The organism is Nocardiopsis camelliae (assembly GCF_028993595.1).
GTDB classification, from domain to species: domain Bacteria; phylum Actinomycetota; class Actinomycetes; order Streptosporangiales; family Streptosporangiaceae; genus Nocardiopsis; species Nocardiopsis dassonvillei.
This window is the reverse complement of sequence record NZ_CP118614.1, coordinates 5,136,037-5,152,161: the sequence shown is the minus strand read 5'-3', so window position 1 is coordinate 5,152,161 and position 16,125 is coordinate 5,136,037. Positions and strand designations below refer to the sequence as shown.

The window sequence follows — 16,125 nt, the reverse complement described above, 5'->3', positions numbered from 1 at the left end:
GTCCATCATGGCATTCCGGTATCCGCGCCATCGGGGTTTCCCCCACCGGAACCGGGTCGGGCGGCGCACCGCGCCGGTCGGGTCGGGACCCGGCCGCCGGGGCCCGTGTCAGCCGGTCGTGCGGCGGAAGCGGTACCACCGCGGTGAGGTCCGGTTCATCGGCCATCCCAGGCCGTCGGTCCCCGCGTCCTCGGCCGTGAGGAGCTCCCACCCCGGGAACGCGGCCTCGATCTCCGCCTGCGCGACGCCCTCGACGAGCCGCCGGTACCGGGACGGGCCGAAGGCGAGCATCAGCAGGGCGGCCCCCGGCGCGGCCAAGGCCGTCACCCCCCGCCCCTCCGCGGCCCGCTGGTCCGCGTCCAGGCCCTGGAAGCAGCCGATGTCGAGGAAGAGGTCGAAGGCGCCCAGGCCGGAGGATTCGAGGCCGGTCACGTCGCCGACGACGTAGGAGACCTCCGCCGGGCCCCTGCGGCGGGCGGCCTCCACGGCCTCCGGCACGATGTCGACGCCCACCGCCTCCCAGCCGCGCCGGGCCAGCTCGGGGGTGAACTGCCCGCGTCCGCAGCCGATGTCCAGCGCCCGCCCGGGGCCGGTCGCACGCGCCCGCGTCTCGCGGTCGAGCAGGGCGCCGAGCTGCGCCGTCCCGCCCGCGGCGCCGTAGCGCTCCCAGGGGGTGAGGCCGAGACGGTACATCCACGCGTATTTCGTCATGGCCTCAAGGTAGGACGGCTCTCCGGCGCGGGCCCTTCACCCCCCGTCGGAGGGGCTGCGGGGGGTGTTCCCGCTGTTCGGAAGGGCGGTCCGTCCGGCTGCGGGGAGGGGGAGGGCCGCCGCGCCGCGCGTCCGGCGCGACCGGCGGGGGCGCGGCCCGCCGCCCGCCCCGCGGTCAGCCCCGCTGCCGTTCCATGGCGGTGAACGCGGTGACCAGCTGGTCCTCCGAGGTCTCCAGGTAGGTCGTCAGCTCGTCCGCCGCCCCGGCCGCGTCCCCGGAGGCAAGCAGGGTGTGGATCCTGCGGTTCCAGTCCAGGTACGGGGCGTGGAACTCCCGGGGCGCGTCCATCACGTGGAACACCAGCCGGGTCTCGGCCAGCACCTGGCTCATGAACTCGTTCACCCGCGTGCTCCCGGCCAGCCCGGCCACGGCCTGGTGGAAGCGCATGTTCGCCGTTCCCATCCGCCACCAGTCCTCGCGTCCGCGCGCGGCCTCGCCCTCGTCCACGGCCGCCCCGACCAGCCGTACCGCCTCCTCGTCCGGGGCCGCCGACCCCCGCAGAGCGGGCAGTTCCAGGGAGCGGCGCGCCTTGAACAGGTCGCGGACGTCCTCGCTGGTCGGCAGGCCGACGAACACCCCCCGGTGCATCTGGTGCACCAGCAGCCGCTCGCGCACCAGCAGTCGGAACGCCTCGCGCAGGGTGTTGCGGGAGACCCCGAGCTCCTCGCACAGCCGCTCCTCCGACAGGCGCTGTCCCGGCGGGTACACGCCGTCGATGAGGGACTCGCGGAGCAGCTCCGCGACCCGTTCGGCCTGCGTGGGCAGCGGGGGGAGGAGGCGCGTGCGGCCGCTGGTCCGGTCGGTGCGGGCGTCCGTGGCCGTCACAGGTGCTCCTTAAGGGGACTGGCGTCTGTTATTTCATTGTCACTGACGCGGAGCACTCCCGGGAGGGCGGGGAGCCCACAGAAGTCGGTTCATCGGACCGGTGGACCGCGGCGCGGCCCCGCGCGGCTCCGCCCACGGGCTCGCGGACGCCCCTTTCGGAGGTTCCTCCAACGGTTCTCCTGGGTAAGGCGGGGCGAAGAGACCCTCCTGCAACACAGGTGACCTGGGTTTTTTACATACCGGATCTTTACCTGTCTCGTTGGATTGAAGTATCGTTCAACAATCCAACGATGGCGCGGTCGGTTGTCGCGTCACCGACCCGCATCCGGACCCCTTGGAGTGACCCATGGGTGACACACCCCCCGCACCCCCGAAGGTGCGCCCCCGCGTCGGGCGGATCGCGATCAGCAGCAGCCTGCTCGGTGCGATGTTCCTCATGGCCACCAGCGCCATCGGCCCCGGCTTCATCACCCAGACCACCACGTTCACCGCTGAACTGGGCGCGACCTTCGCGGTCGCCATCCTCATTTCGATCCTGGTCGACATCGCGGTCCAGCTGAACATCTGGCGCGTCATCGGCGTCGCCAACACCCGAGCCCAGGACCTGGCCAACAAGGTCGTCCCCGGCGCGGGCTACCTGCTGGCCGCGCTCATCGTCTTCGGCGGCCTGATCTTCAATGTCGGCAACCTCGCGGGCACCGGCCTGGGCCTGAACGCCATGATCGGGTTCGACACCCAACTCGGCGCGGCCCTGTCCGCGGTCCTGGCCGTGGTCATCCTGGCCGTCAAGAGGCTGGGCGCGGCCCTGGACCGCGTCCTGATCGTGCTGGGCGTGGCCATGATCGCGCTGACCGTCTACGTGGCCGTCGTGTCCCAGCCCCCGGTCGGCGAGGCACTGCGCCAGGCCGTCCTGCCCGAGCGGTTCGGCGCGGACGTCTTCCTGGCCACCGTCACCATCATCGGCGGCACCGTCGGCGGCTACATCACCTACGCGGGCGTGCACCGCCTCGTCGAGGCGGGCCAGGGCGGGCGCGAGAACGTCCGCGCCATCACGCAGACCTCCGTGACCGGCATCATCGTCACCGGCGTCATGCGCGTAGTGCTGTTCCTGGCCATCCTCGGCGTCGTCACGGGCGGCGCCGACATCCTGGCGTCCGCCAATCCCTCCGCTGAGGCCTTCCGCCAGGCGGCGGGCGAGGTCGGCGTGCGCCTGTTCGGCGTCATCCTGTGGGCCGCGGCGGTCAGCTCCGTCATCGGCGCCTCCTACACCTCGATCTCCTTCGTCACGAGCTTCCACCCGTGGCTGGAGAAGCGCCGGGGCCTCCTGGTCACCGTCTTCATCGGCGTCTCGCTGGCGATCCTGCTGCTGTCCGGGCAGGCCCCGAACACGCTGCTGATCCTGGCCGGAGCCCTCAACGGCGTGATCCTGCCGGTGGGCCTCGGCATCCTGCTGTGGGTCGCGGCCCGCCGCTCCGGCGACCTGCTGGGCGGGTACCGCTACCCGCGCTGGCTGATCGTCATCGGCGTCGCCGCCTGGGCGCTCACCGTGTACATGGCCATCGGCTCCCTGGGCGGCATCGCCGACCTCTGGCAGTAGCCCGCACGGCACGCCCGGCCACCGTCCCCCGCCCCCGCCCCGCCCGGACCGCCACCCGGGCGGGGTAGGGGTACCCCGCAAGGGGCAACACGAAAGAACGAGGAGCACCGACGTTGCGCATCGACCTCAACTCCGACCTCGGCGAGAGCTTCGGCCGCTGGGAACTCGGCGACGACAAGGCACTGCTGTCCATCGTGACCAGCGCCAACGTCGCCTGCGGCTTCCACGCCGGTGACCCGTCCGTGCTGCGGCGCACCACGCTCGACGCGGCGGCCGGGGGAGTGGCCGTCGGCGCGCACGTGGGCTACCGCGACCTCGCCGGGTTCGGCCGCCGCTTCCTCGACGTGCCGCCCGCCGAGCTGACCGACGAGGTGGTCTACCAGATGGGCGCGCTGTCGGCGTTCACCCGCCTGGCCGGGGACCGGATCCGCTACGTCAAGCCGCACGGCGCCCTCTACAACACGATCGTGCACCACGAGAAGCAGGCCGCCGCCGTGGTCGCCGCGGTGCGCGAGTTCGACCCGGCCATGCCCGTGCTGGGCCTGCCCGGATCGCAGTTCCTGCGCCTGGCCGAGGAGGCCGGGCTGCCCACGCACCGCGAGGCCTTCGCCGACCGCGCCTACACCCCGGAGGGAACGCTGGTCTCGCGCCGCGAGCCCGGCGCCGTCCTGCACGACCCGGCCGCCATCGCCGAGCGCTGCCTGCGCATCGCCCACGGCGAGCCGGTCGAGGCCGTGGACGGCAGCCGGATCGTCATCGAGGCCGACTCCCTGTGCGTGCACGGCGACAGCCCCGGCGCGGTGGACATCGCCCGGGCCGTGGCCGACCGGCTGCGCGCCGAGGGCGTCACCCTCGCGCCGTTCACCGGGGAGGCCGCGTGACCCCTGCCGGGAGGGTGGGGCCCACCGCCCCCGCCGAGGAGGCGCCGTGCGTGTCCTGACGTGCGCCGACAGCGGTGTGCTCGTGGAGGTCGCCGACCTCGCCGAGGTGATCGCGCTGCGCGCCGCGCTCCGGGCCAGGCCGATCCCCGGGGTCACCGACGTCGTCCCGGCCGCCCGCACGCTGCTGCTGCGGATCGAACCCGGCACCGACCCCGACGGGGTCGCCGCCGCGGTCACCGGACTGCCGCTGGCACCCGGGAGCGGACCGGACTCCGGCGACACCGTCACCATCCCGGTGTTCTACGACGGCGAGGACCTCGACGACGTCGCCGAACTGACCGGCCTGACCCCGCGCGGGGTGGTCGAGGCGCACACCAGCGCCACCTGGACGGTCGCGTTCTGCGGCTTCGCGCCCGGGTTCGGCTACATGGTCGGCGACGACCCGCGCCTGAACGTGCCCCGGCGCGGTGAGGCGCGCACCCGCGTGCCCGCCGGTTCGGTGGCCCTGGCGGGGGAGTTCGCGGGGGTGTACCCGCGCAGCTCCCCCGGGGGGTGGCAGCTGCTGGGCCGCACCGAGGCCCCGATCTGGGACCTGGACCGCGACCCGCCCGGCCTGCTGCGGCCGGGGGTGCGCGTGCGCTTCACCGACGCGGAGGCCTCATGAGTACGCGTGTCGGACCGGCACGGACGGAACCCGCCCGCGAACAGGGGCGGGAACAGCGGCAGGGACAGGGACGGGGAAGGAACGCGGTGTCGGGTCGGGGATCGGTGGCGCAACCGCGCGAGGCGACCGCGACGCACGCCCCGACCGCCGGTGGGGGGCGGTCGGCCCTGGAGGTCGTGGCCACCGGGCCCATGACCACGGTCCAGGACACGGGCCGCTTCGGCCACGCCGACCTGGGCGTGGGCCGCTCCGGCGCCGCCGACGCCCGCTCCTACGCCCTGGCCAACCGCCTGCTCGCCAACCCCCCGGGGGCCGCCGCCCTGGAGGCCACCCTGGGCGGGCTGCGCGTGCGGGCCCGCGGGCCGGTGACCGTCGCCGTCACCGGGGCCGAGGCCCCGCTGCGGGCGGACGGGCGCGGCGCCGCCGCCAACACGGTGCTGCACCTGCCCGACGGCGCTGAGCTGGCCATGGGCCTGCCCGACCGCGGACTCCGCTCCTACCTGGGCGTGCGCGGCGGGGTGGACGTCCCGCCGGTCCTGGGTTCGCGCAGCACCGACGTCCTGGCCGGGCTGGGACCCGACCTGCTCGTGCCCGGCGCCCTGCTGCCGGTCGGGCCCGCGCCCGCGGAATTCCCGAATGCGGACCACGCCCCCGTGCCGCCCGTCGGCGGACCCGAGGAGGTCCTGCGGGTGGTCCTCGGCCCGCGCGAGGACTGGTTCACCGAGGAGGCCGTCCGCACGCTGCTGTCGTCCGCCTACGAGGTCACCCCGCGCAGCGACAGGGTCGGCGCCCGGCTGTCCGGCCCGGTCCTGGAACGCGCCCGCTCCGGCGAGCTGCCCAGCGAGGGCATGGTCGCGGGGTCGCTCCAGATCCCGCCGGGCGGGGAGCCCGTGCTGTTCCTGGCCGACCACCCCGTGACCGGGGGCTACCCGGTGGTGGCCGTCGTGTGTTCGGCGGACCTGCCCAGGGCGGCCCAGGCGCGCCCCGGCACCCGCCTGCGCTTCACCCTCTGACCGGCCGGGCCCCGCCGGAGCGGCGGGGCCCCGAAACGACCGCGGACCGGGCTTGCGCACCTAAGCGGGCCGCCGCGCCGCGCGGGAACACCGCCCGTCCGTCCCACCCGGAACGAAAGGCAGCACCGATGACCTCTCCGGCCGACCTCTCCCCGTCCCAGGCCCGCGCGCTGTTCCGCGACGGCATGCGCGTCCCCACCTCCGGCTACAGTGCGGGCTACGCGCAGGCCAACCTCATCGCGCTGCCCCGCGAGGCGGCCTTCGACTTCCTGCTGTTCGCCCAGCGCAACCCCAAGTCCTGCCCGGTCCTGGACGTCACCGAGCCGGGGCAGGTGGACGCCTCCGTCTTCGACGGCGACCTGCGCACGGACCTGCCCGCCTACCGGGTCTACCGCGACGGGAAGATGGTCGAGGAGCGCACCGACGTCACCGACCTGTGGCGCGACGACCTGGTGGCCTTCCTCATCGGGTGCAGCTTCACCTTCGAGACGCCCCTGCTGGAGGCCGGTGTGCCGGTGCGCCACATCGAGGCGGGCACCAACGTGGCCATGTACGCCACCAACCGGCCCTGCCGCCCCGCGGGCCGGTTCAGCGGTCCGCTGGTGGTCTCCATGCGGCCGATCCCCGCCGACCGGGTGGCCGACGCGGTGCGCGTCACCTCGCGCTACCCGGCGGTCCACGGCGCCCCCGTGCACGTGGGCGACCCGGCCGCGCTGGGCATCGAGGACCTGGACCGCCCCGACTACGGCGACGCGGTGGAGGTGCGCCCCGGCGAGATCCCGGTCTTCTGGGCGTGCGGGGTCACCCCGCAGGCGGCCGTGACGGCCTCCGCCCCGGAGTTCGCCATCGGCCACGCCCCCGGGCACATGGCGATCACCGACGTGCGCGACTCCTCCTACCAGGTGCCCTGACGTTTGTCGCCGGACCCCCGGGGGTAGTCGCGGGCCCAGGCCTGAGCGACACGACGAACGAAGGGGAACGGTGTGAACAGCCGCGAGCAGCTGATCGCCTGGCTCAACGACGCCTACTCGATGGAGAAGTCCCTCGAGGAGACGCTCGAGAGGCACGCCAAGGACGCGGAGAAGGACCCCGAGGTCCACGCCCGCATCACGCGGCACATCGATGAGACCCGTCAGCAGGCCGAGACGGTCAAGGGGTGTATCGAGGCCCTGGGCGGCAGCGTGTCCAAGGTCAAGAGCGCCCTGGCCGGGATGATGGGTTCCGTGCAGGGCATGGCCAACAAGCCCGCGGGCGACACCATGGTCAAGAACGCCCTCTCCGACTACGCCGCCGAGCACTTCGAGATCGCCTCCTACCGGGCGCTGATCGAGGGCGCCCGCGCTCTCGGCGAGGAGCAGATCGCCCTCAAGCTGACCGCCATCCTCCACCAGGAGGAGGACATGGCCCGCTTCCTGGAGCAGAAGCTCCCGGGCGCGGTGCGCACCGCGCTGGCCGACGCCGAACGCTGACCGCGCCGCGGGCCGGGCCCGCGCGACGGCACCCCGACGCCCCGGAGAGGCACCGCCTCCCCGGGGCGTCCGCGTGGCGGGACGATTCCCGGCCGCGCCCGACCCGGTGGATACCGCGCCGTCCCTCCCGGCGCGCCGTTCCCGACTGCTCTCCCGGCCGCGCCCGGAACCCGGGCGGTGCCGCCTCAGGGCTCCCTCGGGGGAGGGGCGCCCCCGTCGGGGGTGGGGCGTCCGCCGTCGGTCTGCTGGCCCCGGATGAGGCGACCGCGGCGACCGCGACCGGAGCGCCGGCCGGGGCCGCCGCCCCCGGCCTCCGGACCGGGGCCCTGACCGGGACCGGAAGCGCCGTCCCGGGCCCCGCCTGTCGGGTCCTGCTCCGCCCGGTCCCCGTCCCCTCCGGTCCGCTGCCCGCCGTCCCGTGCGGCCCCCGGCCGCTGACGGCCGCTCTTGCGCGAGTAGCCCGCCTGGCTCGCGTACAGCGACTTGGAGACCCGGGAGGCGTCGCCGGACCGGGTCATCCCCGCCATCCGCCGCAGTTCCTCCATCTGCGCGAGCACCTCCGGCGGCGGAGCCGCCGCAGGCGCACCGGAGGCACCGGCGGGCGCCTCCGGCATGTGGTCGGCCAGGTCCGTCCGCGCCTCCTCCAGCAGACCCGCGGCGCCGAAGCGGTCGCCCCGCCGCATGGCCTCGCTGGCCCTCCTCTTGGCGGTCTGCGCCCGCTGGAGGACCTCCTCGGCGCGCACTTCGGGCCGGGGCACCCGCTCGTCGGCCGCGTCCCGCGCGACCACGCCGAGTTCGACGGGCAGGGACACGGTGCGGCTGGCCAGCGTGACCGGGTCGGCGTAGGTGACCTCCAGCGCGGCGACGGTGCCCGGCGCGGACAACCCGGAGACCTCCAGGCGCAGCAGCAGGCGGCGCCGCTCCCCGGAGTGGAAGTCGCCCAGTTCGACCACCACCGATCCGTCCGCGAGCCGGTGGGAGGGCATCTCGCCCACCACGGAGACGGCGCGCAGGAGCGGACCGGACGGAACCCGCAGCGACACGGCCTGAGCGGTCTTGGCCAGCAGGTACTCGGCCTCCTGGGCGATGAGGCCGCCCGCGGTGTCGGGGTCCTCGGCGAACAGGGCGCTGCCCGCGCCGCCGTCGGCCACCGCGCCGAGCAGTTCCTCGTCGTAGCCCAGGCCGTATCCCAGGGTCGTGGTGGTGACCCCGTGGGAGTAGGCGTCGGCCGCCACCTGCCGGAGCAGGTCGTGGTCGGTGACGCCCTGGTTGGCGTGCCCGTCGGAGATCAGCAGCAGGGTGGCGCCCCGGTCGGCTCCGGCGCGGCGGGCCTCCTGCACACCGCGCATCAGCCCGCTGGACAGGTCGGTGCCCCCCGACGCGTGCAGCCCGGAGATCAGGCGGCGCACCCGCGCCTTGTCCTCCAGCGGCCCGCAGGGCACCTCGACGCGGGCCTGGTCGTTGAAGGACACGAGTCCGAAGTTGTCGGAGGGCGCGAGCCGCTCCACCAGGGACAGCAGCGCGCGCACCGCGCCGTCCAGGCGTCCTCCGCCCATGGACCCGCTCCGGTCCAGCACGACCTGGAGGGTCGCGGGCGGGCGCCCGGTGTCCTCCTCGCGTGCGGGGGCGGTGATGTCGACCAGGACGGACACGGCGTCGTCGGTGTCCCGGGGGACGGCGTCGAAGTCCAACAGCGCTGTCAGGTGCATGCGTGCTCCGGGGATCGGGAGTGTGGCCATCCAGCCTAGGAAGCGGCGACGACGTTCGCGCGGTCCGGAGTGGCCGGATGGGGCCATCTCCGGGCCGCGCGGCCGGGCCCGCCACCCGGCCGGGACCGGGACGGGGTCCGCCGCCACGCGGGGCCGGGACGACCCTCGTCGGTGCGGGGTGCGGGGTGCGGGGTGCGGGGTGCGGGGTGCGGGGTGCGGGGTGCGGGGTGCGGGGTGCGGGGTGCGGGGTCGGGTGCGGCGGGCCTCAGATCCGGCGCAGGCCCAGACGGCGCAGCTCCAGGGCGGCCAGCGCGTCCACGGCCCCGCGGTCACCGGAGCGCCAGGCGCCCGCCGGGTCCTCGTGGGTGCCGGCCAGCCGGGACGGGGAGGCCGAGGTCAGGGCGCGCAGGGCCAGCAGCCGGGACCGGGCCTCGGGCGTGAGCCCGCGCAGCCGCTTGGCGGCGCTGGCGTGGCGCACCCACCGGGCGCGCAGGGGCAACCAGGTGGCGGCGAGCAGCAGCAGCGGGAGCACGGCGGTCAGCAGCGGCAGGGCCAGCGCGAGCGAGGCCACCGTCTCCTGGAAGGAGACCCCGGCGGAGGTGAGGGACTCGCCGGTCTCGCTCATGCTGGTGAACGGGGTGGACAGGGCCTCCCCGGCCAGGGGCACCTTCCGGGCCTGCTCGGCGGCGGCGTTCATGTGCTCGCTGAAGCCCTCGCCCGTGCTCACCATGAGTTCGCCGGGACGGCTGAGGGCCATGAGGGTCTCGCGCAGCGCCAGCGCCGCGCCGACCCACGCGTACACCCAGGCGGCGGCGAGCAGGTCGGAGGCGAACTGGAGGAACGCGCGCACGGGGTACTCGGCGTAGAGCTTCACGGGGGGCCTTCCGGGGTGAGGGGCGGGGCGTGGGCGCGGAACCCACGGTTCCCCGTTACCCGTTCCGGGCCCCCTCACGCCGCGGACCGCGCGGCCACGGGCGTTTCCGCGCCCGCGCCCCGCCCTTGCACGGGTCCGTCCCGCGCCCGGTTCCGCGTGCCGTACCGATGATCCCCGGTGGCGCCCCCGCTGGGGGAGGTCCGCCGCCCGCGTCCCCGGTCAGGGGTTCCGGGCCCCGGACGGGTTCAGACCGCGTCCGGTGCGCCCCGGAAGGTGCGCCGGTAGGCGCTGGGGGACACCCCCAGCTCGGCGTGCATGTGCTGGCGCAGCGACGCCGCCGTGCCGAAGCCCGCCTCGTGCGCGACCCCGTCCACCGGCAGGTCCGACTCCTCCAGTAGCTGCCGGGCCCGGTCCAGGCGCTGCTGGGCGATCCACCGGCCGGGCGAGAGCCCCACCTCGTCGCGGAAACGGCGGGTGAAGGTGCGCACGCTCATGGACTCCTGGAGGGCCATCTCCCGCAGGCCCGGCTGGAGGTGCAGGTGTTCCAGGGCCCAGGCGCGCGCCCGGCCCGTCGCGGCGCGCTCCGGCGCGGGCACGGGACGGCGGATGTACTGGGCCTGGCCGCCGTCGCGGTGGGGCGGGACGACGGTACTGCGCGCCACCTCGTTGGCCACGGCGGCGCCGTGGTCGACGCGGATCATGTGCAGGCCCAGGTCGATGCCCGAGGCGACCCCGGCGGCGGTCAGCACGCGCCCGTTGTCGGTGTACAGCACGTCCGGGTCCAGGTCGATGCCCGGGTACATGGCGCGGAAGTAGCCCGCCGACTTCCAGTGGGTGGTCACGCGGCACCCGTCCAGGAGCCCGGCCGCGGCGAGCACGAACGCACCGGTGCAGATCGAGGCCACGCGCGCGGTCGGCGGGATGCGCGCGACGGCCGCGGCCAGAGCCGGTGCGAGGGGTGCGTGCGGGCGTTCGCCGTAGTCCTCGTCGGCGGCGGGCAGGATCACCGTGTCCGCCTCGTCGAGGGCCTCCGGCCCGTGGGCCACGTTGATCGTGAAGTCGGCGTCGGTGCTGACCTCCCCCGGCTCCAGCGCGCAGGTGACGACCTCGTAGAGCGGCTCCCCGTCGGCGCCCCGGGCCTGGCCGAACAGGCGGTGGACGATGCCCGACTCGATGGGCAGCAGGCCGTCGCGGACGAGGACGGCCACGCGGTGGCGGTCGGGACGCGAGAAGATCCTCATGGCCCGATTCTTGCGCATGTTGTCTTTCGGGACACTGTCGGGGGAGGGGCCCGCGAAGGAGGCTGGGGCCATGGTCGAGAACACCGCTTCCGCGGGGAAGCCCGCACGTACCCCGTTCCACCGCGCGTGGCCGATCGCACTGGTCTCGTGCCTGACCATCGTGGCCGCGGCGGCCTTCGCCGCGATGCCCGGGATCCTGACCGATCCCCTGCACGCCGAGTACGGGTGGTCCCGGGGAACGATCGGCACGGCGGCCTCGGTCAACATGGTCGTCTACGGTCTGATCGCTCCGTTCGCCGCCGCGCTGATGGACCGGTTCGGTATCCGCCGCGTCGCCCTGGTGGCTCTGGGAGCCGTCGTGGCGGGCGCCGGACTCACCACCGTCATGACCACCGCCTGGCAGCTCACCCTCTACTGGGGGATGCTCATCGGCGCGGGCACCGGGTCCCTGGCGATGACGTTCGCCGCCACCGTGACCGACAACTGGTTCGTCGAACGCCGGGGGCTGGTCATCGGCGCCCTGACCGGGGCCAGTGCCTTCGGGCAGATGGTGTTCCTGCCCGCTCTGGCGTGGATCGTCGAGAACCAGGGATGGCGTCCGGCCCTCGTGACCCTGGCCCTGACGGCGGGCGTGATGATCGTCCTCGTCGCCCTTGTGCTCCGTGACCACCCGGCCGATCTGGGGCAGCGCCCCTACGGCTCCCCGGTCTTCGTGGAGCGGCCCCGGGCGGACCGGGGGGCGGCGCGCCGGACCGTGGACGTCCTGTCCTCCTCGGTGCGCAGCCGCCGGTTCTGGCTCCTGGCGGGGACCTTCGCGGTGTGCGGCGCGACCACCAACGGCATCATCTGGACCCACTTCGTGCCCGCCGCGCAGGACCACGGGATGGCCGTCACGGTCGCCGCGGCGCTGGTGTCGACGATCGGTGTGTTCTCCCTGGTGGGGACGGTCCTGTCCGGGTGGCTCACCGACCGGGTGGACCCGCGTGCGCTCCTGGTCGCCTACTACGCGGGGCGGGGCGCCCTCCTGGCGGCGCTGCCCGCGCTGCTGGGCCCGGACACAGGGGCGGCGATGGTGGCCTTCGTGGTGGTGTTCGGTCTGCTCGACGTCGCGACGGTGCCCCCGACCATCCTGCTGTGCCGTCGGGTCTTCGGCGCGGACGGGGCCATCGTCTTCGGATGGGTCAACGCCGTCCACCAGGTCGGCGCGGGGGTGATGGCGGTCTTCGGCGGCTTCACGCGTGACGTGGGCGGAAGCTACGGCCCGGTGTGGCTGATGGCCGCCGCCCTGTGCGCCGTCGCCGGGCTGCTGGCCTTCAACCTGCCGCGCGGCACGGGCGCCGACCTCGCGGACGAGGGGTCCGCAGGGGTGAGTGACGACGAGCGGGAGAGGGCGTGACCGGCATGAGGGACACCGGTATGGGGGACGCTGACATCTGCGGTGGCGCCGAGACCTCCGACAACGACCACGGCGCCGCCGGTTCCGGCCACGCCCGTTCGGACGGCGGCGGGTTCGGCGGGGGCCGCGCCGCCCGGAGCGCCCGGCGCCCGTCACCGCAGTTCTCCGTCGTCCTGATGGTCCTCGTCGCCGTGGTGGCCTACGTGGGGTTCTCCGGACTGGAACAGGGGCTGCGCGCGGCGCGCGGTGAGGGCGTGCCGGGTGTGTTCACCGCGTCGAGCCTCACGTGCGTCCAGCACCCCGGGCACGAGTCGTGCGTCTGCAACGGCACCTTCACCAGCGCCGGGGGAGGAGAGCCGCGCGGGGTCTACCTGCACGCGGCCGGACGCGACACCTGCCGGGAGGGTGCGCGGATCCCCTCCGTGGACGCGGGGGCCGCCAACCGCGTCTACGGCCCCGACGGCTCCCGGGAGTGGATCCTGTCCTCGCTCATCCTCGCGGCGTGTCCGGCCGCGGTCGGCGGCGTCGCGGTGAACTGGGTGCGCTACCTGAGGCGCGGACCGGCCGGGGGGTGACCGCCCCGGACGCGGGCCGCCCCGGACGGACCCGGCGGTCCGTCCGGGGCGGTGGGAACCGGTGCCCGTACGGGGGACGGGAGGCGTACGGGCACCGGGCGCGGGCCGGGGGACGGGCTGGGAGCGTCCGGCCCGCGGTCCGGAGCCGCGGTCGGCGGGGCGGACCGGCCGCCGACCGCGGCGAGCCGCGACCGCGCTCGGGCGCCGCGGCCCGGGGTCAGCCGCGCGGCGCGCCCACGGGGGTGCGCCGGTCCCCGTCCTCCCCGCCGGAGGAGTCGGCGGTCCGCACGTCCCCGTCGGCCGGGTCGGAGTCGGCCGTTGCGGTCGCCTCGGCGTCCGAGCCGTCGCCCCCGGCCGTGCCGGAGGCCTCCGCGGCCCCGTCGGCCCCCTCGGCGGGCCTGTCGTAGCTCATGAGGGCGTCCATGTCGATGCTGTTCGGGTTCCTCAGCGTGTGCGCGAGGCGCTCGCGGTCCAGGCCGCCGGTCCAGCGGGCGATGACCAGGGTGCCCACGGCGTTGCCGATGAGGTTGGTCAGCGCGCGGCCCTCGGACATGAAGCGGTCGATGCCGACGATGAGCGCGATGCCCGCCAGCGGGATCACGTCGCCGAACGCGGCCAGCGAGGCGGCCAGGGTCACCAGACCGGCGCCGCTGACGCCCGCCGCGCCCTTGCTGGAGAGCAGCATGAACAGCAGCAGTCCGACCTGGGTCCAGACGGAGATGTCCGAACCGGTGGCCTGGGCGATGAAGATGGCGCCCATGGTCATGTAGATCGCGGTGCCGTCCAGGTTGAAGGAGTACCCGGTCGGGATGGTCAGGCCCACCACGGACTTCTTGGCGCCGGCGGCCTCCAGCTTGGTCATCATGCGCGGCAGCACCGACTCGCTGGAGGAGGTGCCCAGCACGATGAGGAGCTCGTCGCGGATCAGGCGCACCAGGCGGAACAGGCTGAACCCGGCCAGGCGGCTGACGACGCCCAGGACGACGACGATGAACAGGACGCAGGTGACGTAGAAGCTGAGCATGAAGTAGGCGAGGCTGCTGAGCACCTGGCCGCCGTACTCGCCGATGGTGAAGGCCATGCCGCCGAAGGCGCCGACGGGCGCCGCGTACATGACGATCTTGATGACGCCGAACATGATGTGCGACATCGTGTCCAGGGCGCGGACGGCGGGCTCGGCGCGCTTGCCGAGCATGGTCAGCGCGCAGGCGACCAGGATGGCCAGGACCAGGACCTGGATCAGCTCGCCGTCCACGAACGCGGAGAAGAACGAGTCGGGGATCATGTGGAGGATGAAGCCGGAGAAACCGGTTCCGCCCGCCTCGGCCTCGGCGATGGTGTCCGCGGCGTCGGCCTCGTCGAAGGACACGTTCAGGCCCACGCCCGGACGCATGATGTTGACGGTGATCAGGCCGATGGCCAGGGCGATCACGGTCAGCGCGGTGAAGTACACCAGGGTGCGCAGGGCCAGCCCGCCCGCCTTGGCCAGGTTGCCCAGACCGGCGATGCCCACGACGACGGTGCAGAAGATGGTCGGGGCGATGACGACCTTGACGAGCTTGATGAACAGGTCGGCCAGCCAGCGCATGTCCGCGGCCCAGGTCGGGAAGAGCAGACCGACGGCGATGCCGAGCGCGATACCGACGAGCACCCAGAAGTACAGGTGACGGTAGATGGGCTTCTTGCGCCTGGGCGGTGCCTCGTCGGCACTCTGCCCGGGGGCGGCGGCGCGTCCGGGACTCGGCATGGCCTTCTCCTCCAGGTCCTGTGTAGCGGGTCACAGGAACCTTCACGCCGCAGGCGCGTAACGGCCAACCCACGAGGGGGAAACTTAAGGTTTACCTGACATTTGATCACTTTCGGTGGCAGAGCTGCGTATTTCTATTCACGGAGGGTGTTCGTCCGTCCGGGTGTGCGCCGGGTCCGGTGGCTCCCTGTGAGGGGCGTGGCGGGGGCGGTCGGCCTGTCCATGTGTCCGGGGTGCTCTGACCTGCGTTGATGTCGGCCTCCGGGTCGGCTGGCGGTAACGGAGGGCAACCGTTCCGGTAACGGGCTCACAACGCGAACAAGCCCTGGAAGGGCGCCCCCGCGCCGACGCCCCCGCGCTCAGCGCCCTCGTGCCGGACCCCTGTGCGCTGCTCCCTTCTGTGCCGGGCGCCCCCGTGCCGGGACCCTCACGCCGGGCGGTTCCACGCCCCGGCGGCCGCGGCCCGGCGGACGTACTCGGCGAAGTCCGAGGCCGGGCGGCCCAGCGCCTTCTCCACCCCGTCGGCGGGCTCGGCGTTGCGGCCGTCCAGGATCTCGCCGAACAGCCCGGTCAGCCCCCGGGCCACCTCCCCGGGCAGCCCCGCGGCGACCGCCCCGGCGACGAACTCCTCCGGCGTGACCCGGAGGCAGGCGACGGGGTGCCCGGCGGCCCCACCGATCAGACGGGCGGCCTCGGTGAAAGTCAGTGCCCGGGGCCCGGTCAGCTCGTACAGCTCACCGGCGTGCCCGTCCTCCGTCAGCGCCCGGGCCGCGATCTCCGCGACGTCGTCGAGGTCCACGAACGGCTCGGGCACGTCCGGCACCGGCAGGGCCACGGTGCCCTCCAGGACCGGCCCGAGCAGGAAGCTCTCGGAGAAGTCCTGCGCGAAGACCGAGCAGCGCAGCACGGTCAGGTCGGGGAACACGCCGCGCACGGCGTGCTCCGCGCGCTCGGCCCCCTCCTCGCCCCGGCCCGACAGCAGCACCGCGCGCCGGACGCCGCTCCGTGCGGCACGGGAGGCGAACGCGGCGACGGCCTCGTCGGCCCCGGGAAAGGCCAGGTCGGGGTGGTAGCACAGGTAGACGGAGGCGACCCCCTCCAGGACGGCGTCCCAGGTGGCGGGTTCGTGCCAGTCGAAGCGGGGCCGACCGGAGCGGGAGCCGACCCGGACGTCGGCGCCGCGCTCGCGCAGCAGGCGGGTGACGCGGCGGCCGGTCATGCCGGTGCCGCCGGTGACGAGGACGTGTTGTGTGGTCATGTCCCCCAGTCCACCAGCCGGGTGTCGGACGGAACATAGCCAGAACGCTGGTGTGCATAAGCGTTCGTCTGAATCCGGCGCGGTCTCCCCTGTCCTCGGACGCG

General features: G+C 74.4%; 15 protein-coding genes. 8 read left to right on the top strand and 7 right to left on the bottom strand.

What is annotated here, in order from left to right; all coding sequences use genetic code 11:
• Window positions 1–108 precede the first annotated feature (108 nt).
• The gene (locus tag PV789_RS22465; RefSeq protein ID WP_274978214.1) at window positions 109–693 is read right to left on the bottom strand and encodes a class I SAM-dependent methyltransferase; all 585 of its coding nucleotides are present in this window, start codon (window positions 691–693) and stop codon (window positions 109–111) included.
• Window positions 694–886: 193 nt separating this feature from the next.
• On the bottom strand, window positions 887–1,597 hold the full coding sequence (locus tag PV789_RS22460; protein WP_274974428.1) for a GntR family transcriptional regulator: 711 nt from the start codon (window positions 1,595–1,597) through the stop codon (window positions 887–889).
• 346 nt (window positions 1,598–1,943) lie between these two features.
• Between PV789_RS22460 and PV789_RS22455 the strand changes: the two genes are divergently transcribed.
• The 6 genes from PV789_RS22455 (at window position 1,944) to PV789_RS22430 (ending at window position 7,221) form a co-directional block, all read left to right on the top strand.
• On the top strand, window positions 1,944–3,194 hold the full coding sequence (locus tag PV789_RS22455) for an NRAMP family divalent metal transporter (RefSeq protein WP_274974427.1): 1,251 nt from the start codon (window positions 1,944–1,946) through the stop codon (window positions 3,192–3,194).
• A 113-nt stretch (window positions 3,195–3,307) separates the two neighbouring features.
• Window positions 3,308–4,075 (top strand): LamB/YcsF family protein, encoded by a 768-nt coding sequence (locus PV789_RS22450; protein ID WP_274974426.1) that lies wholly within the window; start codon window positions 3,308–3,310, stop codon window positions 4,073–4,075.
• A 46-nt stretch (window positions 4,076–4,121) separates the two neighbouring features.
• The gene (locus PV789_RS22445) at window positions 4,122–4,739 is read left to right on the top strand and encodes a 5-oxoprolinase subunit B family protein (RefSeq protein ID WP_274974425.1); all 618 of its coding nucleotides are present in this window, start codon (window positions 4,122–4,124) and stop codon (window positions 4,737–4,739) included.
• An 86-nt stretch (window positions 4,740–4,825) separates the two neighbouring features.
• Window positions 4,826–5,752, top strand: coding sequence for a 5-oxoprolinase subunit C family protein (locus PV789_RS22440; protein WP_274974424.1), 927 nt, complete (start codon window positions 4,826–4,828; stop codon window positions 5,750–5,752).
• A 128-nt stretch (window positions 5,753–5,880) separates the two neighbouring features.
• Entirely contained in the window at window positions 5,881–6,663 is a 783-nt protein-coding gene (locus tag PV789_RS22435; RefSeq protein ID WP_274974423.1) for a putative hydro-lyase, read from the top strand.
• 72 nt (window positions 6,664–6,735) lie between these two features.
• On the top strand, window positions 6,736–7,221 hold the full coding sequence (locus tag PV789_RS22430) for a YciE/YciF ferroxidase family protein (protein ID WP_274974422.1): 486 nt from the start codon (window positions 6,736–6,738) through the stop codon (window positions 7,219–7,221).
• 185 nt (window positions 7,222–7,406) lie between these two features.
• Here the strand turns inward: PV789_RS22430 and PV789_RS22425 are convergent, their stop codons facing one another.
• The 3 genes from PV789_RS22425 to PV789_RS22415 all read right to left on the bottom strand — a co-directional run bounded on the left by PV789_RS22425 (window position 7,407) and on the right by PV789_RS22415 (window position 11,045).
• Window positions 7,407–8,930 (bottom strand): vWA domain-containing protein, encoded by a 1,524-nt coding sequence (locus tag PV789_RS22425; protein ID WP_274974421.1) that lies wholly within the window; start codon window positions 8,928–8,930, stop codon window positions 7,407–7,409.
• Window positions 8,931–9,195: 265 nt separating this feature from the next.
• Window positions 9,196–9,804 carry a hypothetical protein gene (locus tag PV789_RS22420; protein WP_274974420.1) on the bottom strand — a complete coding sequence of 203 codons (609 nt, stop codon included), beginning with the start codon at window positions 9,802–9,804 and terminating at the stop codon, window positions 9,196–9,198.
• A 245-nt stretch (window positions 9,805–10,049) separates the two neighbouring features.
• On the bottom strand, window positions 10,050–11,045 hold the full coding sequence (locus PV789_RS22415) for a GlxA family transcriptional regulator (protein ID WP_274974419.1): 996 nt from the start codon (window positions 11,043–11,045) through the stop codon (window positions 10,050–10,052).
• A 70-nt stretch (window positions 11,046–11,115) separates the two neighbouring features.
• Between PV789_RS22415 and PV789_RS22410 the strand changes: the two genes are divergently transcribed.
• Both PV789_RS22410 and PV789_RS22405 read left to right on the top strand, forming a co-directional pair.
• Window positions 11,116–12,441, top strand: a complete 1,326-nt coding sequence (locus PV789_RS22410) for an MFS transporter (protein ID WP_274974418.1) — start codon at window positions 11,116–11,118, stop codon at window positions 12,439–12,441.
• A 5-nt stretch (window positions 12,442–12,446) separates the two neighbouring features.
• On the top strand, window positions 12,447–13,016 hold the full coding sequence (locus PV789_RS22405) for a hypothetical protein (protein WP_274978213.1): 570 nt from the start codon (window positions 12,447–12,449) through the stop codon (window positions 13,014–13,016).
• Window positions 13,017–13,233: 217 nt separating this feature from the next.
• Here PV789_RS22405 and dctA read toward each other — a convergent pair whose 3' ends face one another.
• A complete protein-coding gene (dctA, locus tag PV789_RS22400; protein ID WP_274974417.1) occupies window positions 13,234–14,763 on the bottom strand; it encodes a C4-dicarboxylate transporter DctA in 1,530 nt (509 codons plus the stop codon).
• Between the two features lie 427 nt (window positions 14,764–15,190).
• Window positions 15,191–16,021 (bottom strand): NAD-dependent epimerase/dehydratase family protein, encoded by an 831-nt coding sequence (locus tag PV789_RS22395; RefSeq protein WP_274974416.1) that lies wholly within the window; start codon window positions 16,019–16,021, stop codon window positions 15,191–15,193.
• Window positions 16,022–16,125 lie beyond the last annotated feature (104 nt).